This is a genomic window from Streptomyces achromogenes, from assembly GCF_030816715.1.
In the GTDB taxonomy this organism is placed as follows: Bacteria; Actinomycetota; Actinomycetes; order Streptomycetales; family Streptomycetaceae; genus Streptomyces; species Streptomyces achromogenes_A.
The window spans coordinates 734,938-758,330 of sequence record NZ_JAUSYH010000001.1; the positions used below are offsets into that span (position 1 = coordinate 734,938).

At 73.6% G+C, this 23,393-nt stretch carries 20 protein-coding genes and 3 pseudogenes; 8 read left to right on the plus strand and 15 right to left on the minus strand.

From position 1 onward, the window contains the following. Positions 1-5 precede the first annotated feature (5 nt). A complete protein-coding gene (locus QF032_RS03310) occupies positions 6-2,345 on the minus strand; it encodes an ABC transporter ATP-binding protein/permease (protein WP_307039815.1) in 2,340 nt (779 codons plus the stop codon). 106 nt (positions 2,346-2,451) lie between these two features. Further along, the gene (locus QF032_RS03315) at positions 2,452-2,862 is read right to left on the minus strand and encodes a hypothetical protein (protein ID WP_306955034.1); all 411 of its coding nucleotides are present in this window, start codon (positions 2,860-2,862) and stop codon (positions 2,452-2,454) included. A gap of 308 nt (positions 2,863-3,170) precedes the next feature. Between QF032_RS03315 and QF032_RS03320 the strand changes: the two genes are divergently transcribed. Continuing rightward, the gene (locus tag QF032_RS03320) at positions 3,171-3,554 is read left to right on the plus strand and encodes a nuclear transport factor 2 family protein (RefSeq protein WP_307039817.1); all 384 of its coding nucleotides are present in this window, start codon (positions 3,171-3,173) and stop codon (positions 3,552-3,554) included. Positions 3,555-3,789: 235 nt separating this feature from the next. Here QF032_RS03320 and mgrA read toward each other — a convergent pair whose 3' ends face one another. Beyond that, the gene (gene mgrA, locus QF032_RS03325; protein WP_307054811.1) at positions 3,790-4,782 is read right to left on the minus strand and encodes an L-glyceraldehyde 3-phosphate reductase; all 993 of its coding nucleotides are present in this window, start codon (positions 4,780-4,782) and stop codon (positions 3,790-3,792) included. 199 nt (positions 4,783-4,981) lie between these two features. Here mgrA and QF032_RS03330 point away from each other — a divergent pair, with 199 nt between their 5' ends. After that, the gene (locus QF032_RS03330; protein ID WP_307039819.1) at positions 4,982-5,866 is read left to right on the plus strand and encodes a LysR family transcriptional regulator; all 885 of its coding nucleotides are present in this window, start codon (positions 4,982-4,984) and stop codon (positions 5,864-5,866) included. A 25-nt stretch (positions 5,867-5,891) separates the two neighbouring features. Continuing rightward, complete coding sequence (locus QF032_RS03335) at positions 5,892-6,407, plus strand: mycothiol transferase (protein WP_307039821.1); 516 nt, start codon at positions 5,892-5,894, stop codon at positions 6,405-6,407. Here the strand turns inward: QF032_RS03335 and QF032_RS03340 are convergent. The 6 genes from QF032_RS03340 to QF032_RS03365 form a co-directional block, all read right to left on the minus strand. Then, positions 6,389-7,459: an adenosine deaminase gene (locus tag QF032_RS03340; protein ID WP_307039823.1), complete on the minus strand. Its 1,071-nt coding sequence runs from the start codon at positions 7,457-7,459 to the stop codon at positions 6,389-6,391. The two genes, QF032_RS03335 and QF032_RS03340, sit on opposite strands and share 19 nt — an antisense overlap. Positions 7,460-7,480: 21 nt before the next feature. Beyond that, entirely contained in the window at positions 7,481-7,879 is a 399-nt protein-coding gene (locus QF032_RS03345; RefSeq protein ID WP_307054814.1) for a VOC family protein, read from the minus strand. 628 nt (positions 7,880-8,507) lie between these two features. Continuing rightward, positions 8,508-9,428, minus strand: a complete 921-nt coding sequence (locus tag QF032_RS03350) for an aldo/keto reductase (protein ID WP_307054816.1) — start codon at positions 9,426-9,428, stop codon at positions 8,508-8,510. A 199-nt stretch (positions 9,429-9,627) separates the two neighbouring features. Then, the gene (locus QF032_RS03355; protein WP_307039829.1) at positions 9,628-10,953 is read right to left on the minus strand and encodes an aldehyde dehydrogenase family protein; all 1,326 of its coding nucleotides are present in this window, start codon (positions 10,951-10,953) and stop codon (positions 9,628-9,630) included. A gap of 456 nt (positions 10,954-11,409) precedes the next feature. Next, positions 11,410-12,675, minus strand: a complete 1,266-nt coding sequence (locus tag QF032_RS03360) for an RNA polymerase sigma factor (RefSeq protein WP_307054819.1) — start codon at positions 12,673-12,675, stop codon at positions 11,410-11,412. 3 nt (positions 12,676-12,678) lie between these two features. Then, on the minus strand, positions 12,679-13,029 hold the full coding sequence (locus QF032_RS03365) for a YciI family protein (protein ID WP_306955020.1): 351 nt from the start codon (positions 13,027-13,029) through the stop codon (positions 12,679-12,681). Between the two features lie 98 nt (positions 13,030-13,127). Here QF032_RS03365 and QF032_RS03370 point away from each other — a divergent pair, with 98 nt between their 5' ends. Beyond that, entirely contained in the window at positions 13,128-14,156 is a 1,029-nt protein-coding gene (locus tag QF032_RS03370) for an acyl-CoA dehydrogenase family protein (RefSeq protein WP_307054821.1), read from the plus strand. A gap of 148 nt (positions 14,157-14,304) precedes the next feature. On the opposite strand, the gene QF032_RS03375 is transcribed toward QF032_RS03370, so the two are convergent. Both QF032_RS03375 and QF032_RS03380 read right to left on the minus strand, forming a co-directional pair. Then, positions 14,305-14,472: a hypothetical protein gene (locus QF032_RS03375; protein ID WP_199863893.1), complete on the minus strand. Its 168-nt coding sequence runs from the start codon at positions 14,470-14,472 to the stop codon at positions 14,305-14,307. A 130-nt stretch (positions 14,473-14,602) separates the two neighbouring features. Continuing rightward, positions 14,603-15,085, minus strand: a pseudogene (locus QF032_RS03380) (MMPL family transporter); the annotation flags it as partial. Positions 15,086-15,421: 336 nt separating this feature from the next. On the opposite strand from QF032_RS03380, the gene QF032_RS03385 reads away from it, so the two are divergent. Continuing rightward, positions 15,422-16,060, plus strand: coding sequence for a hypothetical protein (locus QF032_RS03385; RefSeq protein WP_307054824.1), 639 nt, complete (start codon positions 15,422-15,424; stop codon positions 16,058-16,060). A gap of 57 nt (positions 16,061-16,117) precedes the next feature. Here the strand turns inward: QF032_RS03385 and QF032_RS03390 are convergent. Further along, positions 16,118-16,625, minus strand: a pseudogene (locus tag QF032_RS03390) (MarR family winged helix-turn-helix transcriptional regulator). A gap of 135 nt (positions 16,626-16,760) precedes the next feature. Between QF032_RS03390 and QF032_RS03395 the strand changes: the two are divergent. Then, positions 16,761-18,284: an SDR family oxidoreductase gene (locus QF032_RS03395; RefSeq protein ID WP_307054826.1), complete on the plus strand. Its 1,524-nt coding sequence runs from the start codon at positions 16,761-16,763 to the stop codon at positions 18,282-18,284. Positions 18,285-18,402: 118 nt separating this feature from the next. Then, the gene (locus QF032_RS03400; protein ID WP_307054829.1) at positions 18,403-19,776 is read left to right on the plus strand and encodes a cryptochrome/photolyase family protein; all 1,374 of its coding nucleotides are present in this window, start codon (positions 18,403-18,405) and stop codon (positions 19,774-19,776) included. A 25-nt stretch (positions 19,777-19,801) separates the two neighbouring features. Here QF032_RS03400 and QF032_RS03405 read toward each other — a convergent pair. Beyond that, positions 19,802-20,868 (minus strand): annotated as a pseudogene (locus QF032_RS03405) (MerR family transcriptional regulator). Between the two features lie 139 nt (positions 20,869-21,007). Between QF032_RS03405 and QF032_RS03410 the strand changes: the two are divergent. Next, a complete protein-coding gene (locus QF032_RS03410) occupies positions 21,008-21,448 on the plus strand; it encodes an SPW repeat protein (protein WP_306955009.1) in 441 nt (146 codons plus the stop codon). A gap of 69 nt (positions 21,449-21,517) precedes the next feature. Here QF032_RS03410 and QF032_RS03415 read toward each other — a convergent pair whose 3' ends face one another. Then, entirely contained in the window at positions 21,518-22,294 is a 777-nt protein-coding gene (locus tag QF032_RS03415) for a GNAT family N-acetyltransferase (protein WP_307054831.1), read from the minus strand. 99 nt (positions 22,295-22,393) lie between these two features. After that, positions 22,394-23,230, minus strand: coding sequence for a chaplin (locus QF032_RS03420; RefSeq protein ID WP_307054833.1), 837 nt, complete (start codon positions 23,228-23,230; stop codon positions 22,394-22,396). Positions 23,231-23,393: the final 163 nt, after the last annotated feature.

Genomic DNA, 23,393 nt, shown 5'->3' on the forward strand with positions numbered 1-23,393 from the left:
CCGCCCTACTTCCGCATCACCGCGGGCTCGTGCCGGCGCAGCAGCCGGGAGACGAGGAATCCGAAGGCCGCCGAAAGCACGAGCAGCATGCCCACGTCGAGCAGCCACACACCGGCCGAGTGCTCGAACAGCGGGTCGCCGGTGAGGTCGCCGGGCACGATCCGGGAGAGCCCGATGGTGCCGGCCATCGCGCCGAGCGCCCACCGCGAGGGCACCAGCCACGACAGCTGGTCCAGGCCGGGCACACCGCTCAGTTGCAGCAGCGCCCCGCAGAAGACCACCTGGACGATGGCGAGCAGCACCAGCAGCGGCATCGTCACCTCCTCCTTGCGCACCAGCGCGGACACCAGGAGCCCGAGCATCATCGCGGTGAAGGACAGCAGCGCCACGGCGACGGTGATCTCGATAAGGGGCGGCATCAGCACGCCCTTGCCGCCGGGCGCGTGCAGGTCGACGCCGAGCAGGGCGACGAGCGTGAGGACCACCGCCTGCACGACGGTCACCGTGCCCAGCACCACCACCTTGGACATCAGGTACGCCGATCTGGACAGGCCCACGGCGCGTTCGCGCTGGTAGATCACGCGTTCCTTGACGAGTTCGCGCACCGCGTTGGCGGCTCCGGTCAGGACTCCGCCCACGCACAGGATGAGCAGCGCGTTCATCGCGGTGTCCCGGGTGAGCTCGCCGCCCGCGAGGGCCCGGGCCATGACGCCCATGACGAACGGCAGGGCGATCATGATCGCGAGGAAGGTGCGGTCGGCGGCGAGTGCGGCGGTGTAGCGGCGCACCAGGGTGCCGACCTGGGCGCTCCGGCTGCGGGGCCGCGGCGGCGGCAGCATGATCACCGGTCCGGAGCGGGGCAGCCGGGGCTGTTCGCTGTCGTCGAGGACGTAGCGCCGGCGCGACGGCGAGTCGCGGTACTCCCCCGCCCAGTCCCGGTCCTGGTCGCGTTCGAAGGCCTCGAAGGCCTCGGGCCACTGCTCGAAGCCGAAGAAGGCGAGCGCGTCCTCGGGCGGCCCGTAGTAGGCGACCTTGCCGCCGGGCGCGAGCACCAGCAGCCGGTCGCAGACGTCGAGGCTGAGGACGCTGTGCGTGACGACGATGACGGTGCGGCCGTCGTCGGCGAGGCCGCGCAGCATGTGCATCACCGAGCGGTCCATGCCGGGGTCGAGGCCGGACGTCGGCTCGTCGAGGAAGAGCAGCGAGGGCTTGGTGAGCAGTTCCAGTGCGACGCTGACGCGTTTGCGCTGCCCGCCGGAGAGGCTGTGCACGGGCTGGTCGGCGCGTTCCTGGAGGCCGAGTTCCCGGATCACCTCCTCGACCCGGTCGCGGCGCTCCGCCTTGGCGGTGTCCTGCGGGAAGCGCAGTTCGGCGGCGTAGGCGAGGGCGCTGCGCACGGTCAACTGGGCGTGCAGGATGTCGTCCTGCGGGACGAGGCCGATGCGCTGGCGCAGCTCGGCGTAGTCGCGGTAGAGGTCGCGGCCGTCGTAGACCACGGTGCCGTGGTCGGCGGGGCGCTGGCCGGTGAGGGCGCCGAGCAGTGTGGACTTGCCCGCGCCGCTGGGTCCGACGACGGCGAGCAGGCATTTCTCCCCCACCGGGAACGACACGTGGTCGAGGAGCACCTTGCGGCCGTGGTCGACGGTGACCGTCAGGTCCTGCACGTCGAGGGAGATCTCGCCGGTGTCGACGTACTCCTGGAGCTGGTCGCCGACCAGGCAGAACGCCGAGTGGCCGATGCCGACGATGTCGCCGGGGCCGGCCGGGGCACGCTCGACGGGCAGCCCGTTGAGGTAGGTGCCGTTGTGGCTGCCGAGGTCGACGATCTCGTGGCCGCCGTCGGGCAGCGCGCGCAGTTCGGCGTGCCGGCGCGAGACGACGAGGTCGTCGACGACGAGGTCGTTGTCGGCGGCGCGGCCGATGCGCACGGTGCGCGGGAGCAGCGGCCGGACGTTGGTGGGCTGCCGGAAGGTGCCTGTCAGAGCGGGCATGGAGACGGCCGACGGCCGCTCGGGCGGCACCGGCGCCAGGCCGGACAGGACGACGCGGGGGCCGTCGGACGGGCTGCCGAAGCGGATCACGCTGCCGGGGCCCACACCCCACTCGTGGATCTGGCGGCCGTCGGCGTAGGTGCCGTTGGTGCTGTGGTCGTCCTCGAGGGTCCAGTGGTCGCCGTCGGGGCGCAGCACCGCGTGGTGCCAGGAGACGCGGCTGTCGTCGATGACGATGTCGCTCTCCGGGTCCCGCCCGAGGCGGTAGTCGTGGCCCGGGACCAGCAGAGTGGAGCCCGCCTCGGTCTCCAGCACGAGTTCGGGCGCAGTCGAGGAGACCGGCCGCTCCGTCATGCCTGAATTCTATCGATTCGCACCCTTGTGTGCCCGGCGGGAGGTGGACGACGGGTGTGCGCGGTGCGAGTGGTGCGCGCGGACGGCGGGCCTGCGCGGCGCCCCGTCAGCCGACCGGGACGACGAGAGCCGGGACGGTGCGCTGCATGCGCAGGGCGTCGACGGACTCCGCGAGGAGCTCGTACTCGGTGGTGTCGTCGCTGACCGCGATCCGTACCAGCCTGCCGCCCGCCAACTCGTCGGCCACCAACTCCTGCCGGCCCGCGTCGGCGCACCAGGCCCGCAGCAGCCCGGGCACGTCCTGCACGGTGTCGGCGACGGGGACGAGCGCCCCCGGCGGAAAATATTCGCTCTCGGGCAGCGGATCCAGTCGTTCGGCCATCCAGGACGCCCGGTCCCGCAGCCACCACAGGGCGAGCGCCAGCGTCGGCGCGCGGTAGGTGCCGAGCGGCACGCCGATGCGCCGGCCGTCGCAGACGCCGTACGCGGTGACATGACACAGGAATTCGTCGTGCACGTCTCTCTCCCCCGGTGCTCGCTTGCCGGTCGCGCCTCGCTTTCCGTGCGGCTCCTGTGGGGAAACTGCCCCCGAGGTTCGAGTATGTTCACTGCTGAAACAGTGTCACCATGTCTTTTTAGCCAGTCTCCTGGCATATTCCCGGCGGTTCATGGCCGAAATGCGGCGAGCTTTGCCGGACCCCGTCATTACCCGGCGGGTAATCGACCCGGGGCGGCGGGCGCGGCAAGGTGGTCACACCGGATCGACGAAGGCCGTAATCCGGGACCTGACCAGTGTCGACGACCTTTCTTGGGGGCTGATTTCCCATGTCCGCGAACACCGAACGCTACGAGAACGCCGTCGCCCGCTACTTCGAGGCCTGGAACGCACGGGAGCCCGAGGCGCTGGCGAAGGCCGTCGCCGCCGCGTGGGCCGTGCGGGGCACGTACACCGACCCCCTCGCCGACGTCCGCGGCCACGAGGAGATCGCGGCCGTGGTCGCGGCGGCGCACGCCCGGTTCCCGGGCTTCCTCTTCCGGCTCTCCGGCGCGGTCGACGGCCACCACGACACGGCCCGGTTCTCCTGGGAGCTGGTGAGCGAGGCCGGGGGCGCCGCCCCGGTGGCCGGATCCGACGTCATCACGCTGGACGCGCAGGATCGGATCACGTCCGTCCTGGGGTTCCTGGACCGCGTGCCGGCCGGAGCCTGAGTCCTGAGGCGAGGGATATCCCGCTCGCAGCGGCCAGACGGTGAGAGATCGCCATACGACCGCTGCGGGCGGAGGACGTCATGAGCGCGACGACGACATGGAGGTAAACGGAAGGCGCGATGCCGGAAACGGACTCCCGATTCCATGAACGGAATCACGCGATGCCGGAAACGGAACACCCGACACCGTGAAGGGAACGCGGTGCCGCAAACGGAACGCTCAACGCCGAATTAGCTCAGCCGTTGATCACCGCGTCGATCCGGGTCAGCTCCTGGGCCTCGAAGTCCAGGCGGGAAAGCGCGCCGACGCTGTCCTCGATCTGGCGGGCGCTGCTCGCGCCCACGAGCGCGGAGGTCACCCGGCCGCCGCGCAGCACCCAGGCGAGCGCGAGCTGGGCGAGGGACTGGCCGCGGGACTTGGCGATGTCGTCGAGGGCGCGCAGCTTGCCGACGAGTTCCTCGGTGACGGCCTCTGACTTCAAAAACGGGCTGTCGCTCGCCGCCCGCGAGTCCTCCGGGATGCCGTTCAGATAGCGGCCGCTCAGCAGTCCCTGCTCCAGCGGCGAGAACACGATCGACCCGACCTGGAGCTCGTCCAGGGCGTCCAGCAGGCCCTCGCTCTCCGGGCGGCGGTCGAGCATCGAGTAGCGCGGCTGGTGGATGAGGAGCGGGGTGCCCAGTTCACCGAGGATCCGGGCCGCCTCCCGGGTCTGCTCCGCCGAGTAGTTGGAGACGCCGACGTACAGCGCCTTGCCCTGCTGGACCGCCGAGTGCAGGGCGCCCATCGTCTCCTCCAGCGGAGTCTCCGGGTCCGGACGGTGCGAGTAGAAGACGTCCACGTAGTCCAGACCCATCCGCTTCAGGCTCTGGTCCAGCGACGACAGCACGTACTTGCGCGAGCCCCACTCGCCGTACGGGCCGGGCCACATCAGGTAGCCCGCCTTGGTGGAGATCACCAGCTCGTCGCGGTACGGCGCGAAGTCGGTCCGGAGGAACTCACCGAGGGCGGACTCGGCCGCGCCGGGCGGCGGACCGTAGTTGTTGGCCAGGTCGAAGTGGGTGATGCCGAGGTCGAAGGCGCGGCGCAGGATGGCCCGCTGCGTCTCGACGGGGCGGTCCGGGCCGAAGTTGTGCCACAGACCGAGCGACAGCGCGGGAAGCTTCAGGCCGCTGCGTCCGGTGCGCCGGTAGGGCATGTCCGCGTAACGGTCGGGGTGTGCGGTGTACAACGCGACTCCATGAGGGGTTGGCACGACGATCGGGTCCGGGAAGCCCCGGCCTGGGGAGGCTCGGGTCCGGGGATGCAGGTCCCGGGAAAGGCGGGTCCGGAAAGATCCGTTTCAGGGACCGTCACCCACTCTGACCCCGCCTGCGGGCAGTGGTCCAACAGAAGAATCCGATGAGATTCAGCGGATACGCTTCTCAATCATGGAACTGCGCCACCTCCAGCACTTCGTAGCCGTCGCCGAGGACCAGCATTTCACCCGGGCCGCCGAACGCCTGATGGTCTCCCAGTCCGGCCTGTCGGCGTCGATCCGGTCCCTGGAGCGGGAGCTGCGCGCCCCCCTCTTCGTCCGGACCACCCGGCGGGTGACGCTGACCGAGGCGGGCCGGGCGCTGCTCGGGGAGGCGGAGCGCGTCCTGGCGCAGGTGCGGGCGGCCCACGAGGCGGTCGCCGCCGTGCAGGGCGTGGTCCGCGGCACCCTCTCGGTGGGCACCGAGCAGTGCATCGCCGGGGTGCACGTGGCAGGGCTGCTGGCGGCATTCCGGCGGCGCCACCCCGACGTGGAGATCCGGCTGCGGCAGACCGGCTCGGGCGCGCTCGGCGAGGAGGTGGCGGCCGGCCGGCTCGACCTGGCCTTCGCCTACCGCACCCAGACCGACACCGACCAGCTGCGCTGCGTCCCGCTGGCGGCCGAACCGATGTACGTCCTGTGCCACCCCGACCACCGCCTCGCCGGAGCGTCGGCGGCCCTGACGCCACACGACCTGGCCGGCGAGGTGTTCGTGGACTTCCACCCGGACTGGGGGCCGCGCAGCGCCACCGACGCCGCGTTCGCCGACGCGGGGGTGCACCGCACGGTGGCCCTGGAGGTCAACGACGTGCACAGCCTGCTGGACCTGGTGGACGAGAACCTCGGCGTCGCCGTGGTGCCGCGCCATTTCCGGCGCAAGCGCAAGGCCCTCACCGCCCTCGCCCTCGAGGGCACGGGCGAGGCTGCCTACGAGACGGTGGCCCTGCTGCCGCCGGCCCGGGCGACCAGCCCGGCGGCCCGGGCACTCATGGGGCTGCTGGAAACAGGGGGCGCGTGAGCGCCCGCTGGGCGATGGTGGACCTATGCATGCGAAGGACATCCTCATCGACGGGTACAACCGCGTCCAGGAAGAGGTCCGCGCCGCTGTCGACGGCCTGGACCCCGACGCCCTCAACAGCCGGCCCGCCGCCGCGGCCAACTCGGTCGCCTGGCTCGTCTGGCACCTCACCCGGGTTCAGGACGACCACATGGCCGACGCCTTCGGGCTCGACCAGGTGTGGCTGACCCAGGACTGGGAGAAACGGTTCGGCCTCGACCTGCCGCGCGAGGACACCGGATACGGGCACAGCGCCGAGCAGGTCGCGAAGGTGCGGGTCCATGACAGCGGTCTGCTGACCGGCTACCACGACGCCGTGCACGCGCAGAGCGTCGAGGCACTGCGGACGCTGACCGCCGCCGACCTGGAGCGCGTGGTGGACGAGCGCTGGGATCCGCCGGTCACCCTGGGCGTACGGCTGGTCAGCGTCCTGTCCGACGACCTGCAGCACGTCGGACAGGCCGCCTACCTGCGCGGGCTGCTTCAGAGCGCGGCGGCGTAACCCGGCAGGACGACGTCCTCGATGAGGGCCGTGCGCTCGTCGAAGGGGACGAAGGCGCTCTTGAGGGCGTTCACCGTCACCGTGCGCAGGTCCTCGACGCCCCAGCCGGCGTGCTCGACGAGCAGCGACATCTCGCGGGTCATCGTGGTGCCGGAGACCAGACGGTTGTCCGTGTTGAGCGTGACGCGGAAGCCGAGGTCCTTCAGCGCGGTGATCGGGTGCTCGGCGATCGAGGTCGCGGCACCGGTCTGGAGGTTGGACGTCGGGCACATCTCCAGCGCGATCCGCCGGTCGCGCACCCAGCCGGCGAGACGGCCGAGCTTGCCGTCCACGATGTCGTCGGTGATGCGCACGCCGTGCCCGATGCGCTGGGCGCCGCACACCTGGAGCGCCTGGTGGATGCTGGGCAGGCCGTGGGCCTCGCCGGCGTGGATGGTGAAGGGCACGTTCTCGCGGCGCAGGTGCGCGAAGGCGTCGAGGTGGTCGGCGGGCGGGAAGCCGTCCTCGGCGCCGGCGATGTCGAAGCCGACGACGCCCGCGTCCCGGAAGGCGACCGCGAGGTCGGCGGTCTCCCGGGTGCGGTCGAACATGCGCATACCGCAGAGGAGGGTGCCGACCCGGACGGGCGTACCCGCGGCGGCGGCCTTGGCCATGCCCGCGGCGAGGCCCTCCTGAACCGTCTCGACGACCTCGGGGAGCGTCAGCCCGCCGTTCAGCATCAGCTCGGGGGCGTACCGGACCTCGCCGTAGACGACGCCGTCCGCCGCCAGGTCGAGGACGTACTCCTCGGCGGTGCGCAGCAGGCCCTCGCGGGTCTGCATGACGGCGAGGGTGTGCTCGAAGGTGGCTATGTACCGCACCAGGTCGCCCGAGTTGGCGGCCTCGAAGTACCAGGCGGCGAGCTCGTCGGCGTCGGTGGTGGGCAGGGTGTGGCCGACCTCCGCCGCGAGCTCGACGACGGTGGCGGGGCGCAGTCCGCCGTCCAGGTGGTCGTGCAGGACGGCCTTGGGGAGCCGGCGGAGGATGTCGATGTCGATGCGGGGCGCGGTCATGTGCGTGGTGTCTTTCTCGGGTCAGTCAGTGGCGGCGGGCTGGAGCAGGTCCCAGCGGTTTCCGTACAGGTCCTGGAATACGGCGACGGATCCGTAGGGTTCGTGACGGGGCTCCTCCAGGAAGGTCACCCCCGCGGCGGCCATCCGGGCGTGGTCCCCGGCGAAGTCGCCGGTGTGCAGGAAGAACCCGACCCGGCCGCCGGTCTGGTCCCCGACCCGGGCGCGCTGCTCCTCGCCCTTGGCCCGGGCGAGCAGCAACCCCGTACCGTCCTGACCCGCCCCGGGCCGGACGACGACCCAGCGCGCGCCGTCCGGCCGCGGCTCGTCCTCGACGAGCCGGAATCCGAGCGCCTCGGTGTAGAAGCGGATCGCCTCGTCGTAGTCGTCGACGACGAGGGTGACCAGGGCGATACGGCTCATCGGGGCCTTTCGGGGAGCGGCGGGGCACGGACGGCCAACGCCGGAGGGAGGCTTTCTGGAGGTGCGATCGACGGGTGAGGTTATACGTAAAACTCCCGTCACGCCAGTCACCGCCGTGCGCCCCGGGGCGCTTCCTGCGAGGACGGCGTCCTGCGCGCCGCCGCCTGCCTCCTCGCGCCTCCCGCGGCCGGGGCGGCGGCGCGCGGCAGGTGGCCGGAGGCGGCGGACCGGCGGACGTAGGTCGTACGTCCGAGGGCGGGGGTGGAGGCGGGGGCTGGGGCGGGGGCGGGGGCGGGGGCGGGGGCGGGGGCGGGGGCGGCCAGGGGCCGATGCCGGCCGAACGGGCGTCGGTAACGTCGCCGCCATGAACATCACGGGTGCGGCCGACGGCCGTGGGGGCGTGGTGCGAGGTGCACGAGTTGCCCCGGCGGCACCTGACGCCCGACGGGGTGTGCTCGTTCAGCGGAGCCGCGGACCGGGTGCGGGGCGCCCGCGGCGGACTCGCCGGAGCCGTGACGCACCGGAGCCGGGGGCCCGCCGGCGCGCGGGTGATCCCCCGGCGTGCGGGGAGCCGTCCGGGGAGGTGGGGGCGGCGAGGGGGTGAGGCCGGGACGGGGCCGGCCGGGAGTCAGCCGGTGGGCGTGGGGCCTGGCCTGTGGTGGGCCGTGTTCAGGCGGTCGAGTTCCTCGGGGGTGAGGCGCAGCGCCCCTGCGGCCACGTTCTCGGCGAGGTGGTCGGGGTTCCCGGTGCCCGGGATGGCGAGGACGTGCGGGCCGCGGCTGAGCGTCCAGGCGAGCCGGACCTGGGCGGGCGTAGCGCCGTGCGCCCGGGCGACGGCGAGCACCTCGTCGTCGGGGGCGGCGGTCCCGCCACCGGGGCCCGCGTCCCCGGCGATGGCGAAGAACGGGACGAAGGCGATGCCCTGTTCGCCGCAGAGCCGCATGACCTCCTCGTTCCGGGGATCGTGGTCACCCAGTCCGAACCGGTTCTGCACACTCACCACCGGGGCGACGGCCTGCGCCTCGGCAAGGTGCCGGGGCAGGACGGCGGACAGGCCGAGGTGACGGATCAGGCCGGCCTCGCGCAACTCGGCCAGGGCGCCGAAGTGATCGGCGATCGACTCCTGCCCCATCCGGCGCAGGTAGACGAGGTCGAGGTGGTCGCGGCCGAGCTGGCGCAGGTTCTCCTCGACGTGGGCGCGCAGGTCCTCGGGGCGGGCCGACGTGCCCCACTCGCCCCGGTAGTCGCGGAAGGGGCCGACCTTGGTGGCGATGAGCAGACCCTCCGGGTAGGGGGAGAGGGCGCTGTTGATCAGCTCGTTGGCGGAGCGCAGTGCGGAGAAGTAGAAGGCCGCGGTGTCGATGTGGTCGACACCGAGGTCCATCGCCCTGCGCAGCACGGCGATAGAGCGTCCGCGGTCGCTCGGCGTGCCGAGGTGGAAGGCGGCACTGCCGGTCAGCCGCATCGCACCGAATCCGACGCGACGGACCGCGAGGCCGCCGATCTTCCCACTGCCCGCGGCTTCCGCGGTGATCGCTCCCATGGTCATCCGTGCAGTCTCGCACGCCCGGCGGACACCGGAGCGGGGCCGGCCTGGACGCCGTCCGCACGACGGGGCGCGGCACCCGGCGCCGCCATGTGGCGGTGCGTCCAGGCCTGTTCGGCTCCGCTTCCGGCCGGTGCGGGGGCCGGCTGGTGCGGGGCCGGTCGGCGGCCGGCGTGGGGCCTGCCGGTTCGGGGGCGGCCGCTCAGTGGAGGGGCTTCTCCAGCACGGCCTTGCGGTGGCTGAACGTCTCGATGGAGTAGCGCCCGTGGTAGTTGCCCATGCCGCTCGCGCCCACCCCGCCGAACGGCAGGTCGGAGACGGTGAGATGGGCCAGCGGCAGACCGTGTCCGAGGCCGCCGGAGGAGGTCTCGGCGGCGATCCGCCCGCGGGTGTCGTCGGAGTCGGTGAAGACGTACAGGGCGAGAGGCTTGTCGCGGTCGTTGATGAAGCCGATCGCCTCGTCCAGGCCGTCGACGGTGACGATCGGCAGGATCGGGCCGAAGATCTCCTCCTGCATGACGGGCGACGTCGGGTCGACGTCGGCGAGCACGGTCGGCGCGAGGTACTTGTCCGCACGGTCCATGCCGCCGCCGACCACGACGCGGCCGGAGTCCAGCAGGCCGGCGAGCCGGTCGAAGTGACGTTCGTTGACGATGCGGCCGTACTCGGCGGAGGTCTGCGGGTCGGCGCCGTAGACGGTCTCCACCGCCCGCGCCAGCAGGGGCTCGAGGGCGGCGGCCGTCGCCGGGTCGGTGAGGACGTAGTCGGGGGCGACGCAGGTCTGGCCGGCGTTGAGGAACTTGCCGCGGGCCAGGCGATCGGCGACGACGGCGAGATCGGCGTCGTGGTCGACGAACGCCGGTGACTTGCCGCCGAGTTCGAGGGTGACCGGGGTGAGGTGCTCGGCGGCCGCGCGCAGCACGACGCGGCCGACTACGCCGTTGCCGGTGTAGAAGATGTGGTCGAACCGCTCGGCCAGCAGGGCGGTGGTCTCCGGGACGCCGCCCTCGACGACGGCGACCGCCTCGGTGTCGAGGTGCGCCGGCAGCAGGCGGGCGAGGGCTGCGGAAGTGGCGGGGGCGAGCTCGCTGGGCTTGACGACCACCGCGTTGCCGGCGGCGAGGGCGCCGACCAGCGGGGCGAGCAGAAGCTGGGCGGGGTAGTTCCAGGGGGCGATGACGAGGACGACGCCGAGCGGGTCGTACTGCGTCCAGGCGCGCGCGTCGGCGCCCAGATGGGCGGGGACCGGGGCCGGCTCGGGACGCAGCCACCCGTCGAGGTGCTCGAGCGTGTGGTCGATCTCCCGGACCGTGAAGTCGATCTCGGTGCGGTAGGCCTCGGTGGAGCTCTTGCCCAGGTCTGCGTGGAGGGCTGCGGCCAGCTCCGCTCCCTGGTCCGTGAGCAGCCGGCGCAGGCGGCGCAACTGGTCCGTGCGCCACGCGACGGGCTTGGTGCGGCCGGTGCGGAAGGCGGCGCGCAGCCGGGCCACGACGTCGGCGGGCTGCTCGGGAGTGGCGGCGGTGGTCATCGTGCCTCACTGGGGTGCGCGGGCCCTGCGGCCCTGGGTCGTCGGACGAGCGGTCAGCTCGATGTATATGCCAACCATTCCGGAACCAAAATACATTCCCGCGGACGACGACCTCGCGCACGGCGTTCCCGGCGGGCCCCGGATCGACCCGCCCCCGGCCTCGCCGACCCACCCCCTCGACCCGCCCCCGGTCTCGCCGACCCACCCCCCTCGACCCGCCCTGCCGATTCTGCCGGCCCCGCCCGCCCCGCCGACTCCGCCCGCCCTGTCCACCGCGAGCCGATCCACCCCGCCGTGCCGACCCGCCCCACCGGCGCCGCGGCCGACCCGCCCCGCCGACCTGCCCGACGCGGCGCCCCTGCCGATCCTCCCCGCCGGTCCGTCCCGCGCGGGCCCTGCCGCGCCACCCGTCGGCCTCTGCCGAACCGGGCTGCCGGGTCGACCTGCCGCGCCGCCTCAGCGGGCGAGCTCACGCAGCCGCCGCTCGAGGAAGGCGCGCTCCGCCGGGCTCTCGCTGAGCGCGAGGGCGCCCCGGTAGGCCTGCTCGGCCTCGGCCGTGCGGTCCAGCCGGCGCAGGAGGTCGGCGCGGACGGCGTGCCAGACGCGGTAGCCGTGGAGGTCCAGCGCGTCCACGAGGTCGAGCGCCGGACGCGGGCCCTGGGTCTCGGCCACGGCGACCGCCCGGTTCAGAGCCACGACCGGGCTCGGGGCGAGGGCCGTCAGCTGGTCGTACAGGCGCAGGATCTGCCCCCAGTCGGTGGCGGCGGCGGCCGGCGCGTCGCTGTGGACCGCCTGGACGGCGGCCTGGATCTGGTACGGCCCTGGCCGGTCGCGGCGCAGGCAGCGGCGGACCAGCGCCTGGCCCTCGGCGATCAGTGCCCGGTCCCACCGGTCGCGGTTCTGCTCGGGCACCGGCACCAGCGTGCCGTCGGCGTCCACACGTGCGTCCCGGCGGGACTCGACCAGCAGCATCAGCGCCAGCAGGCCGACGGCCTCCGGCTCGTCCGGCATCAGCTCCACGAGGATCCTGCCGAACCGCACCGCCTCCGCGCACAGGCCCGCCTCGCCCTCGTATCCCTGGTTGAAGACCAGGTAGACGACGGCGAGGACGCCTCTCAGCCGGTCGGGCAGATCCGCGTCGCGCGGTACGCGGTACGGGATGCGCGCGTCCCGGATCTTGGCCTTGGCGCGGACGAGCCTCTGGGCCATGGTCGGTTCGGGGACGAGGAAGGCACGGGCGATCTGGGCGGTGGTGAGCCCGCCGAGGAGCCGCAGGGTCAGGGCGACCTGTGCCTGTGGGGCCAGCGCGGGATGGCAGCAGGTGAAGATCAGCCGGAGCCGGTCGTCGCGCACGGGGCCCTCCTCCACGGGCGGGTCGGCGGTGTGCAGCAGGGCGGCCTCGGCCTGGCGGGCGTCCCGGGTGGACTCCCGGCGCAGCCGGTCGACGGCCCGGTTGCGGGCGGTGGTGATGATCCAGCCCGCCGGGGCTGGCGGCACGCCGCTCTCCGGCCAGCGGCGCACGGCCGTGGCGAAGGCGTCCTGTACCGCTTCCTCGGCGAGTTCGATGTCGCCCAGGAAGCGGACGAGGACGGCGACGGCCCGGCCGTACTGCGCGCGGAAGACGGCTTCGACGTCCGGGACCTCTGTGACACCTGGGACGTCCGGGATGCCTGGGCCGTCCGGGGTGTCTGAGGTGTCCGGGGCACCCGGGGTGTCCGCCATCGATCAGTGACTGTCCACGAACGGGCGGACCTCGATCGGCAGCGTGGTGGCGAGCGCGGCCTTGCGCCCCCACTCCAGGGCCTCGTCCAGGTCGGCGGCGGTGATCAGGCAGAGGCCGCCGAGGTACTCCTTGCCCTCGGCGTACGGCCCGTCCGTGATGAGCACCTCGCCGTTCTCGGGCCGCAGCACGGTGGCCGTCTCCGGACCGTGCAGACCGCCCGCGAAGACCCAGGCCCCGGCGGCGCGCAGCTCGTCGTTGTAGGCCTGCACGCGGCTCATGATCTCGGCCAGCTCGTCGGCCGCGGGCGGCTCACCGCCGGCCGGCTGGACCACGCTGAGCAGGTAGTGCTTCATGACGTCCTCCTTGGCGTCGTGCCGTTGTCTCACCTCCTACACGAACGACCCTTCCCCGGATCGACACCCGCGCCGCGATCCGGGAAAGAATCTCGCCCATGACCGCACCGCACCCGCTCGTCGCCCGCGCCCGCCGCCTCGCCGACGACCTGCTGGCCCCGCACGCCGAGCAGGTCGACCAGGGTGAAGTGCCGAGGAGCCATCTCACGGAGATCGGCCGCTCGGGCCTGCTCGGCCTGAACGCGCCGGAGGAGCACGGCGGCGCCGCGGCGCCGGCGTCGGTGGTGCGGGAGACGACGGAGATCCTGGCCGGGGCCTGCTGCTCGACCTGGTTCGTGCAGGCCCAGCACCACACGCCGGTGCTGACGCTGGCCGGGAGCGACAGTCCGGAGCGAGAGCGTCTGCTGCCCCTGCTGGCCACCGGCGAGCTGCTGGCCGGGGTGGCGTACGCCCAGCTGCGGGCCTATCCGCGCACACCGGTGCGGGCCACCCGGGAACGGGGCGGCTGGCGCTTCGACGGCACGGTGCCCTGGTACACGGGCTGGGGCCTGAACGACGTCATGCTGCTGGCCGGGGTGACGGAGGCGGGCGAGGCCCTGTTCGCGTTCACCGAGGCGCGCGAACAGCCGGGCCTGCGGGCCTCGGACCCGCTGCGGCTGGCCGCCCTGACGGCCGCCCGCACGGTCTCCCTGGAGCTGGACGGTCTGTGGTTCCCGGCGGAGGCGGTCGCGCTGCGCACCCCGCACGAACGCTGGGCGGCGACCGACCGCCACAAGACGGTCAACGCCAATCCCGCGGTCTTCGGCCTCACGGAGGCGGCCCTGGCGTTGTTGGACGAGGAGACGGCGGCCCCGCTGCGCAGCCGCCTCGACGAGACCCGACGTCAGGCCTACGCTCTCGCCGACGGCGCGGCGCCCGACGAGTGCCTCGGGGAACGTCTGGCCCTGCGGACGCAGGCCTTCGCAGTGCTGCAGACGGCGACCACGGCGTCCGTCGTCGCGGGCGGCGGCCGCTCCATGCTGCTGACGAACCGCGCCCAACGCCTGGCACGCGAGGCCCTCTTCCTCATGGTCCAGGCCCAGACCCGGGAGTCGCGCCGGGCCCAGCTGGCCGCCCTGACGCCCTGACGGGCTGGCGGCCTGACGGGCTGGCGGGCCGGCGGGCCGGCGACCTTACGGGCTGACGCTGACGGCCTGAGGGCCCGTTCCCGGTCGCCGCCCCGACGGCCGGAGGGCTCCTTCGCGAAGGGCGCGGTCCGCCGCTTCGCCCGCCCGGTCAGTCCTCGTCCGACCCCGGGACGACGACGAGGAACGCGTCCGACTTCAGATCCATGACCACGGTCGCGGGCTCGCCCTCGGCCCGTCGGCGGGCCGCGTACTCCTCCGCGGGCCACGATCCGCGCGGTGCTCCCGCGGGGAACCTCTCCAACACCTTCGCGCGCATAGCGGCAGACACCTCCACAGCGAAACGGACACCGCCGACACCGACGACTCGTGCACGGATCGGCTTCCCGCGATCCGGGCGGGCATGTCCACACGCGCGCGAGACGATCTTCCTCGACGGGCTTCCGGGGGCGGCTCAGCCTGCTCGGCCACCAGGCCCGTGCCCCGATGTCCCGGACGAGCGCGGGGACCAGCAGCGACCTGACCACGAGGGTGTCGAGGAGGACGCCTAAGGCCACGATGAAGGCGATCTGGACCAGGAAGGCCAGCGGGACGACCCCGAGCGCGGCGAAGGTCGCGGCGAGCACCACCCCCGCCGATGTGATCACCCCGCCGGTGGTGACGAGCCCGCGCAGCACGCCCTCGCGCACGCCGTGCCGCAGCGACTCCTCGCGGACCCGGGACATGAGGAAGATGTCGTAGTCGACGCAGGGCGCCACCAGGAACACGAAGCCGTACAGCGGTACGGAGGGGTCGGTTCCGCCGAAGCCGAGGAGGTGCCGGAACACCAGGGCCGAGACGCCCGGCGTGGCCGCGAAGTCGAGCGCGACGGTGGCCACGAGCAGCGCGGGCAGCAGCAGCGAGCGCAGCAGCAGCGTGAGGATGAGCAGGATGACGGACGAGCAGCAGGGGGGACGAGCCATCGGGCGCGTCGGGACGTGGCGGGCATCGCTCTCCGGATTCCGGGGACCGCGTCAGAGGCGGCCACAGATGTCTCGATGACGCACAACGTCAATCATCGAGTCAGTTCTCGCGGGTGATGGTGGACGGCACCCGTACTTCCGTCGCGGCCGGGCGTTGCGGATGCGGTGCGGGCGGACGGGCGTCCGCGCAGTCGTCTACGTAGTTCCACCGATGCGCCGGCAGGGTCGCCCGGGTGAGGATGCGAGAAACCCGCGCACTTCCCCGGCCGGAGCGAAAGGACGTCGCACGAGGTGCTCCCCTGGATCATGTTCTCGGTCATCCTCCTCGCCCCGTTCGTCGTGGGCGGAACACTCGCCGCCCGTACCGCCCGCCGGGCGAACAGGGCGGACCGGGCTATGCGCGTCCTCGCTCAACGCCCCGGCTGGAGCCGTCTCTCGAGCGACGGGCAAGGGCCGCCCCGGACCGGCTACGCGGGTCACTTCCCCTGGTTGCTGCGCACCCACCACGGCACCGGCGTGACCGGCCCGCTCGGCGATCTCCGAGTCGGCGTCACCAGACTCTGGGAGCCGGTCGGGCGCAGGGACGTGCGGCACTGGCTCGTCGTGTCCTTCGACCTGCCCCTCGACGGGCTCTTCCTCCGGCTGGAGCGCGACTGGAGCGCGGCGGAACTCAACCTGCGCTGCGAGGGCCTTCCGTACCTGCCGATGGGCGAGGACCAGGCGGGGACGGTCGAGCGGTTCTACTCATCCGATCTGCCCGAGCGTCTGATGAGGTTCGCCGCACCGGCGGTCTCGCTGTACAAAGACGGGGTGTGCTTCGTCTACCCGATGCCCGACGTGGTGGCCATGGGCACCCTGCTGAAGGAACTGGCGGCACTGCTCCCCGACCTCACCGCACTCGCCCGGGCGGCGTCCGGCCCGAAGGAGCCCCAGGACACTCCCTAGCCTTCTCCCCGCAGCGGCGAGCCGTCGTCGCTGCGCGGACGGTCCCGCCCGGCCCGGTCAGCGCGCCTGCGGCGGCGGCCCGGTTGCGGAGAGCTCCTCGTTCAGGGCCGCGAGGAAGCGCACCGCCACCGACAGCTCGTCCGCCGTGAAGCGGGCCCGGGCGGCCTCGGTGGCCTCGGCCGGCGGACGGAAACAGGTGCGGGCCGCCGACCTGGCGTCGGAGGCGTAGTACTGGTGGGCCACCCGGCGGTCGGCGCTCTCCCGGACCCATGTGTCCGGCCCGCTCGAGCCGGTCCACGCACGCGGTGACCGCGCCCGAGGTCAGCCCCAGGAGTTCGCGCAGCCGCTTCGGCGTCATCGGCTCCTCGGAGTCCAGGATCGCCGCGAGCGCCTGGACGTCGGTGGCGTGCAGAGCGTGTTCGCCCGCGAAACCGTGCACCAGCCGGTTGATCCCGCCGTTCATCCGCCGCAACCGGACGGCGAAGGCGTGCAGGTCGGCTGGGTGCGGGAACGCCTCGGACTCCCGTGCCGCCGCCGGGCGTTCCCGGTCGTTCGCTGTGGCCACGCGATCAGCGTAGTCGGCCGCGGTCGGCCGCCGTCTCACTCGATCGTGCGCACAAACCGGCGTCCCCGCATCCATGACGGCACTCCGTGTGGAAGCGATCAACGGGGGACCGTCGACGCGGAGGACCGAGGACTCATGAGCGCACAGGGCGACCGCACGGGACCGCTGAGCCTGGTGACCGGCGCGACCGGATACATCGGCGGGCGGCTGGTGCCGGAGCTGCTCGCGGCCGGACACCGGGTGCGCTGTCTGGCCCGCTCCCCCGACCGGCTGCGCGACCACACGTGGGCGGGCGAGACCCGGACCGTGCGCGGCGACGTCACGGACGCCGCGTCGGTCGCGGCGGCGATGCGGGGCGTGGACGTCGCCTATTACCTGGTCCACGCCCTGGGCACCGGCGACGACTTCGAGGAGACCGACCGCCGGGCGGCGCGGATCTTCGGTGAACAGGCCCGGGCCGCCGGCGTCCGTCGCGTCGTCTACCTCGGCGGTCTCACCCCGCCCGGCGTGCCCGAGCGGGAGCTCTCGCCGCATCTGCGCTCGCGTGCGGAGGTGGGCCGCATCCTGCTGGCCTCGGGGACGCCGACGACGGTGCTGCGGGCGGCGGTCGTCATCGGCTCCGGCTCGGCCTCCTTCGAGATGCTGCGCTATCTGACCGAGCGCCTGCCGGTGATGGTCACCCCGAGCTGGGTGCACACCCGCATCCAGCCCGTCGCGGTGCGCGACGTGCTGCGCGCGCTCGTCGGCAGCGCCGCCATGCCGGACGACGTCAGCCGGGCCTTCGACATCGGCGGCCCGGACGTGCTGACGTACCGCGAGATGATGCTCCGCTACGCCGCGGTCGCCGAGCTGCCGCGCCGCCTCATCCTGTCCGTCCCGATGCTCACCCCCGGCCTGTCCAGCCACTGGGTCGGCCTGGTGACGCCGGTGCCCGCGTCGATCGCCCGGCCGCTCACCGAGTCGCTGCGGCACGAGGTGGTCTGCCACGAGCACGACATCGCCCGGTATGTGCCCGACCCGCCGGGGCATCCAATCGGCTTCGACGAGGCGGTCAGGCTCGCGCTGCGCAAGGTCCGCGACGCGCAGGTCGCCACCCGCTGGTCGTCCGCGTCGGTGCCCGGCGCCCCCAGCGATCCGCTGCCCACCGACCCCGGCTGGGCCGGCGGCAGCCTCTACACCGACGACCGGGAACTCGCCGTCGACGCGCCGCGCGCCGTCCTGTGGCGGGTGATCGAGAGCATCGGCGGCGAGAACGGCTGGTACTCGTTCCCGCTCGCCTGGGCCGTCCGCGGCGGGCTCGACCGGCTGGTCGGCGGGGTGGGGCTGCGCCGCGGCCGCCGGGACGCCACCCGGCTGCGGGTGGGCGACTCGCTGGACTTCTGGCGGGTCGAGGAGATCGAGCCCGGACGGCTGCTGCGGCTGCGGGCGGAGATGCGGCTCCCGGGCCGGGCCTGGCTGGAGCTGTACGCGCGGACGGACCCCGAGGGCCGCACCCGGTTCCGCCAGCGCGCCCTGTTCCATCCGCACGGGCTTCTCGGCCACGCCTACTGGTGGAGCGTGGCGCCCTTCCACACGGTCGTCTTCGGCGGCATGGCCCGCAATATCGCCAAGGCCGCCGAGGCGCAGGCGCGGGCCCCGAGATCCGCGCCCGTGCGCTGACCCTGTGTGCGCGATCCGCCGCGATCCCCCGCGAACTCCCCGCTGGACGGGTGCGTCCTCCGCGCCCCGCCGCCCGGACCGGTTCCTCGTCCGCCCTTCGTCGTCCCGGAGCCCGATCATGAACGTCTCGGTCGTCCTGTTCACCGCCGACCTGCGCCTGCACGACCATCCGCCGCTGCGCGCGGCCCTCGACGGGTCACGGCAGGTGGTCCCGCTGTTCGTGCGCGACCGCGCCGTGGACGCGGCGGGGTTCGCGGCGCCGAACCGGCTGGCCTTCCTCGCGGACAGCCTGCGCGACCTCGACGCCGGGCTGCGGGAGCGGGGCGGCCGGCTCGTGCTGCGCTCCGGCGACCTGGTGGACGAGGTGTGCAGGGCGGCCGGGGAGGCGGACGCCGACGAGGTCCATCTGGCCGCCGACGTGAGCGCGCACGCACGGCGCCGCGAGGAACGGCTGCGGGCCGCGCTGGAGGCACAGGGCATGCGCCTGCACGTGCACGACGCGGTGACGACGGCGGTCGGACCCGGAGCGGTGGTCCCGTCCTCCTCGGACCACTTCGCGGTGTTCACGCCGTACTTCCGGCACTGGTCCCAGCAGCGGCTGCGGACCCCGCTGCGCGCGCCCGGCCCGGTGCGGGTCCCGGACGGCGTCGGCTCGCAGGAGCTTCCCTCCCGAGGGGACCTGTCGGGACTGTCGCCGGCGCTGGCGGAGGGCGGCGAGACGCGGGGACGCCGGCAGTTCGCCTCCTGGCTGCGCTCCGGCATCGCCGCCTACGAGGACCGGCACGACGACCTGGCAGGCGACGCCACCTCACGGCTCTCCCCCCATCTGCACTTCGGCACGCTGTCCCCGGTGGAACTCGTGCACCGTGCGCGCCGGGCGGGCGGCCCGGGCGCCGAGGCCTTCGTACGGCAGCTCGCCTGGCGCGACTTCCACCGCCAGGTGCTGGCGGCCCGGCCCCGCGCGGCGCACGCCGACTACCGCACCAAGCACGACCGCTGGCGCTCGGAGCACACCGCGCGCGAGGACGTCGAGGCGTGGCGGGCGGGCGGCACCGGCTACCCGATCGTCGACGCGGCGATGCGGCAGCTGCGGCACGAGGGCTGGATGCACAACCGCGGCCGGCTGCTGACCGCGAGCTTCCTCGCCAAGACCCTGTACGTGGACTGGCGCATCGGCGCCCGGCACTTCCTGGACCTGCTGGTCGACGGCGACGTGGCCGACAACCAGCTCAACTGGCAGTGGATGGCGGGCACCGGCACCGACTCGCGCCCCAACCGGGTCCTCAACCCGGTCACCCAGGCGAAGCGGTACGACCCCGACGGCGCGTACGTGCGGCGCTGGCTGCCGGAACTGCGGGGCGTGGCCGCCCCCGCGATCCACGAACCGTGGAAGCTCCCCGGCCCGGACCGGGCCTCCCTCGACTACCCGGACCCGATCGTCGAGCTCTCCGCGGGCCTCGACCGCTTCCGGCGAGCCAGGGAAGCCCGCTGACCGGGGGCCGCCGCGACGGTCGCGCTCAGGCGGTGTCGTACACCCCGGCCAGCAGCGTCAGTGCCTCGGCCAGCCCGGCCGGCCGGTGCAGGCCCGGCGCCGGGCGTCCGGCCCAGCCGGAGCCGCCGAGCACCACCACGGGAGCGCGCCGGGCGCCGGCGACGCCCCACCGGGTCTGCGCGATGTGCCGGGCGAGCGGCAGACTCGCGGTGGAGCGTGCCTGGGCCCACAGGACGGCGGCGACCGGACCCAGCCGCCGGACAGCCGAGTCCAGCGCCTCGGCGGGCACGGCCGCCCCGAACATGCGGGTGGGCACCCCCAGTTGACCGAGAGCGGCGTCGAGCGCCTCCAGCGGCAGACTGTGCTGTTCGCCGGGCACGCAGGCCAGCAGCACGGGTCCCGGCCGGCCCGCCGCCTCCCGCGGCGCCGCGGCCCGCGCGGCGCGGCGCAGCGGTCGCCGGAGGAGACCCATTTGCGTCCCACGGCGTGCAGCGTCGGGACCATCACCTCCTGCCAGGCGACGACCAGTCCGTGCCGTTCGACGGCCGCGCCCAGGAGGTCCGCGACGCCCGGCGCGTCGAGCCGTACGGCGGCGCGGGCCAGCCCCCGGCACTCGTGGCGTACGTCCACGCCGAGGAGGAGGGTGTCGTCCGCACGCGCCGGCCCCCGGCCCCCGCCCGCCGTCCGGTCCCGGCCGGCGGCGCCCACCGGTCCCGCCTCTGCCCCATCCGCCTCCGCCGGGTCCGTGTCCGCCCGGTCCGAGTCCGCCGGGTCCGTGTGCGGCGGGGCCTCGCCCGGGTCCGGGCCCGCCGGATCCGGCTGCGCCGCGCCCGCACGACCCCGGCGGATCGCCTCCTTCGCCGCCCGGGCCGCGTCCGCCGGGGGCACGCCGGACGCGGTGAGCCGGCACATCGCCTCCAGTACGGCCACGTCGCCCGGCCGCCAGCGCCGGTGCCGCCCGTCGTCGCGGACGACCGGTCCGATGCCGTACCGCCGGTCCCAGGAGCGCAGGGTGGTGGGCGCCACGCCCAGCCGACGAGCCAGCGCCCCGGTCGTCAGTCCGGCTTCGTCCGGGCTCGGGATCTCGCTCATGGACCGACGATACGAGACCGCCGCTCCGCCCCTTCCGACCTCTACACATAAGGAGCAAATAAGAGCAGAATGAACATGCGCGGCACTTACCGCACACCGCAGCGAAGCGGTCAGGCCGGAAAGTCGAAGGAGACGAACCATGGCCAACGTCTCGCCCACCAGAGGTGACATGTCGACGCACCCCGACGTTTCCGAGATGCAGGCGCGGTACGCGCGCATGCTCGGTGGTCGTGATGTGGCGCTCGTGGACGGACCGGTGTTCCTGCTCGGTCTGTACTGTGCCGTGTCCCCGTGGATCCTCCACTACACCGTCAGTCAGCCCGCGCTCATGACCCACAACCTGATCGTGGGCATCGCGATCGCCCTGCTGGGCCTCGGGTTCACCGCGGCTCCCGCCCGTATGTACGGCCTGAGCTGGGCCATGTGCGCGGCCGGCATCTGGATGATCATTGCGCCGTGGGTCGTAGGCGACAGCCCGGACGCCGGTGTCGCGGTGAACAACATCATCATCGGCGCCCTGGCGCTGGTCCTGGGGCTGCTGTGCACCGCCACGGCGGCGAGGAGCACGCCCAAGCCGTAGGGACGCCCCGCCCCTCCCGTGAGAGAGACGGCCGGTCCGGACCGCAGGGGGCGGTCCGGACCGGCCGTCTCACGGCGCGTACACGTACGGCGTCGTCGTGCTGAGCGCCGTGAAGCCGAGGCGTTCGAGAATGGGGCGGCTCTGGTCGGAGGCGTCGACCTGGAGGTAGCGGTATCCGCGGTCGGCGGCGATACGGGCGCGATGGGCGATCAGGGCGCGGTAGACACCGCGACCGCGCCAGCCGTCGACCGTGCCGCCGCCCCACAGCCCGGCGAACGCGGCACCCTCGATCAGCTCCATCCGCGCCGAGCTCACCGGCGTCTCCCCGGCCAGGGCGACGACGGCGACGAGGGTGTCCGGGTCGGTGGCGAGGCGGGCCAGCAGCAGGTCCCGCAGCCCGGAGCCCTCCCGGCCGAAGGCCTTCTCGTGGGCCTCGACCAGGAGCTCGACGCCCGCCCGGTCGGTGACCGGCACGATGCGGACGCCCTCGGGCGGCCGGGCGTCGACGAGCTGGTCGCCCGTCTCGCCGACCAGCAGGGTCTCCTGCGGCTCGGGCGTGAAGCCGGCCGACCTGAGCCGCCGCCCGAGATCGGCCGGACGGTCGTGCCCGTACAGCTTCCACTCGAACCCGCGGCCGAGCCCCGTGAAGAAGGCGATCTGTTCCGCGATGGCCGCGTCGGCGCCGGCACCGTCCAGGTCCGACCAGACGACGCCGTTCCATCCGTCGTCCCCGCCGATGTGCCGGACCACGTTCCCGGTCCGCTCGACCCGTGCGTCGGAGCTCTCGGGACGTGCGCCTTCGCGCATGTCCCGGTCGTACAGGGCGAGTACCGCGGCGTGATCCATGCACCCACCCCAACACCCCGGGCTCGCCCCGCACAACGCAATTACGGCCGCGGGCCCCTGACATGCCGGGGCCCGCGTTCCCTGGGACCGAAGCCCCGCTCAGCGCTCCGCGCCCGGGCGGAACCTGCGGTACAGCAGCGCTCCGCCGAGCAGCATCGCCGTACTGCCCGCCAGCGCGGTCAGCGTGGCGTCGGCACCCGTGTGGGCCAGCGACGACAGGGCCACGGGGCCCCTGGTCCCGGACTCGACGGTCGGCGCCGAGGGACTGGCCTTCGGCCCCGGGTCCTGGGGCCGCGAGGGCGGGGTGTGCCGGGACGGCGGCTCGTGCGCGGGTCCCTCGGGCTTCTCGCCGGAGGTGTTCACGGACCGATTGCCGAACGCCGGGTCGCCGATACCGACGACGTTGACGCTGTTGCCGCTGACGTTCACCGGGAGCTGCACCGGCAACTGCAGGCCGTTGCCGGAGACGACGCCCGGCGAACCCTCCATGTCGCCCTGCGCGACGGCCCCGCCGCCGGCGGACGCTCCGGGCCCACCGCGCGCTCCGTGACCGCCACGATCGCCGTGCTCGCCGTGCCCGCCCTGCCCGCCCTGCCCGCCCTGCCCGCCCTGCCCGCCACGATCGCCGTGCTCGCCGTGCCCGCCGTGCGCACCCTGCCCGCCACGCCCGCCGTGACCGCCGGAGGCGTCGGCTCCGCCCTTGTTGGCACAGGTGTTGCCCGCGGCGGGGTTCAGCACCCCCACCACGTCGACCGTGTTCCCGCACAGGTTCACCGGGAGGTGTACCGGCAGCTGCACCCCGTTGCCGGAGATCAGCCCCGGCGAGCCGGCCGCGACGCCGTTCGCCGCGGAGTCGGCGTGTGCGGGCAGTGTCACGGCCATCGCGCCGGAGACCACGGCGACGGCCATCACACCGGTTCGGGTAACCCGCTTCATGGGTCCCTGCCTTCCAGACTTGAATCGCGGGCAGTCGCCCGCACCCGATAGAACGTCGGCGAAGCGTCCGAGTTATGCCTAAACGCCCTTTCACCCCATCGGGTGTCACCCCCGTGGAACCGACGGCGGGCTGCGCGCGGCCCCTCAGCCGCCCGGAGGCGGC

Excerpts from the sequence above, each read along its gene's own strand:
- QF032_RS03385 (WP_307054824.1), top strand. The coding sequence starts at position 15,422 with ATGTTCTCGGTCATCCTCCTCGCCCCGTTCGTCGTGGGCGGAACACTC.
- QF032_RS03395 (WP_307054826.1), top strand. The coding sequence starts at position 16,761 with ATGAGCGCACAGGGCGACCGCACGGGACCGCTGAGCCTGGTGACCGGC.
- QF032_RS03370 (WP_307054821.1), top strand. The coding sequence starts at position 13,128 with ATGACCGCACCGCACCCGCTCGTCGCCCGCGCCCGCCGCCTCGCCGAC.
- QF032_RS03420 (WP_307054833.1), bottom strand. The coding sequence starts at position 23,230 with ATGAAGCGGGTTACCCGAACCGGTGTGATGGCCGTCGCCGTGGTCTCC.
- QF032_RS03345 (WP_307054814.1), bottom strand. The coding sequence starts at position 7,879 with ATGAGCCGTATCGCCCTGGTCACCCTCGTCGTCGACGACTACGACGAG.
- QF032_RS03360 (WP_307054819.1), bottom strand. The coding sequence starts at position 12,675 with ATGGCGGACACCCCGGGTGCCCCGGACACCTCAGACACCCCGGACGGC.
- QF032_RS03400 (WP_307054829.1), top strand. The coding sequence starts at position 18,403 with ATGAACGTCTCGGTCGTCCTGTTCACCGCCGACCTGCGCCTGCACGAC.
- QF032_RS03330 (WP_307039819.1), top strand. The coding sequence starts at position 4,982 with ATGGAACTGCGCCACCTCCAGCACTTCGTAGCCGTCGCCGAGGACCAG.
- QF032_RS03320 (WP_307039817.1), top strand. The coding sequence starts at position 3,171 with ATGTCCGCGAACACCGAACGCTACGAGAACGCCGTCGCCCGCTACTTC.
- QF032_RS03410 (WP_306955009.1), top strand. The coding sequence starts at position 21,008 with ATGGCCAACGTCTCGCCCACCAGAGGTGACATGTCGACGCACCCCGAC.
- QF032_RS03335 (WP_307039821.1), top strand. The coding sequence starts at position 5,892 with ATGCATGCGAAGGACATCCTCATCGACGGGTACAACCGCGTCCAGGAA.
- QF032_RS03415 (WP_307054831.1), bottom strand. The coding sequence starts at position 22,294 with ATGGATCACGCCGCGGTACTCGCCCTGTACGACCGGGACATGCGCGAA.
- QF032_RS03365 (WP_306955020.1), bottom strand. The coding sequence starts at position 13,029 with ATGAAGCACTACCTGCTCAGCGTGGTCCAGCCGGCCGGCGGTGAGCCG.
- QF032_RS03375 (WP_199863893.1), bottom strand. The coding sequence starts at position 14,472 with ATGCGCGCGAAGGTGTTGGAGAGGTTCCCCGCGGGAGCACCGCGCGGA.
- QF032_RS03340 (WP_307039823.1), bottom strand. The coding sequence starts at position 7,459 with ATGACCGCGCCCCGCATCGACATCGACATCCTCCGCCGGCTCCCCAAG.
- QF032_RS03355 (WP_307039829.1), bottom strand. The coding sequence starts at position 10,953 with ATGACCACCGCCGCCACTCCCGAGCAGCCCGCCGACGTCGTGGCCCGG.
- QF032_RS03350 (WP_307054816.1), bottom strand. The coding sequence starts at position 9,428 with ATGACCATGGGAGCGATCACCGCGGAAGCCGCGGGCAGTGGGAAGATC.
- QF032_RS03310 (WP_307039815.1), bottom strand. The coding sequence starts at position 2,345 with ATGACGGAGCGGCCGGTCTCCTCGACTGCGCCCGAACTCGTGCTGGAG.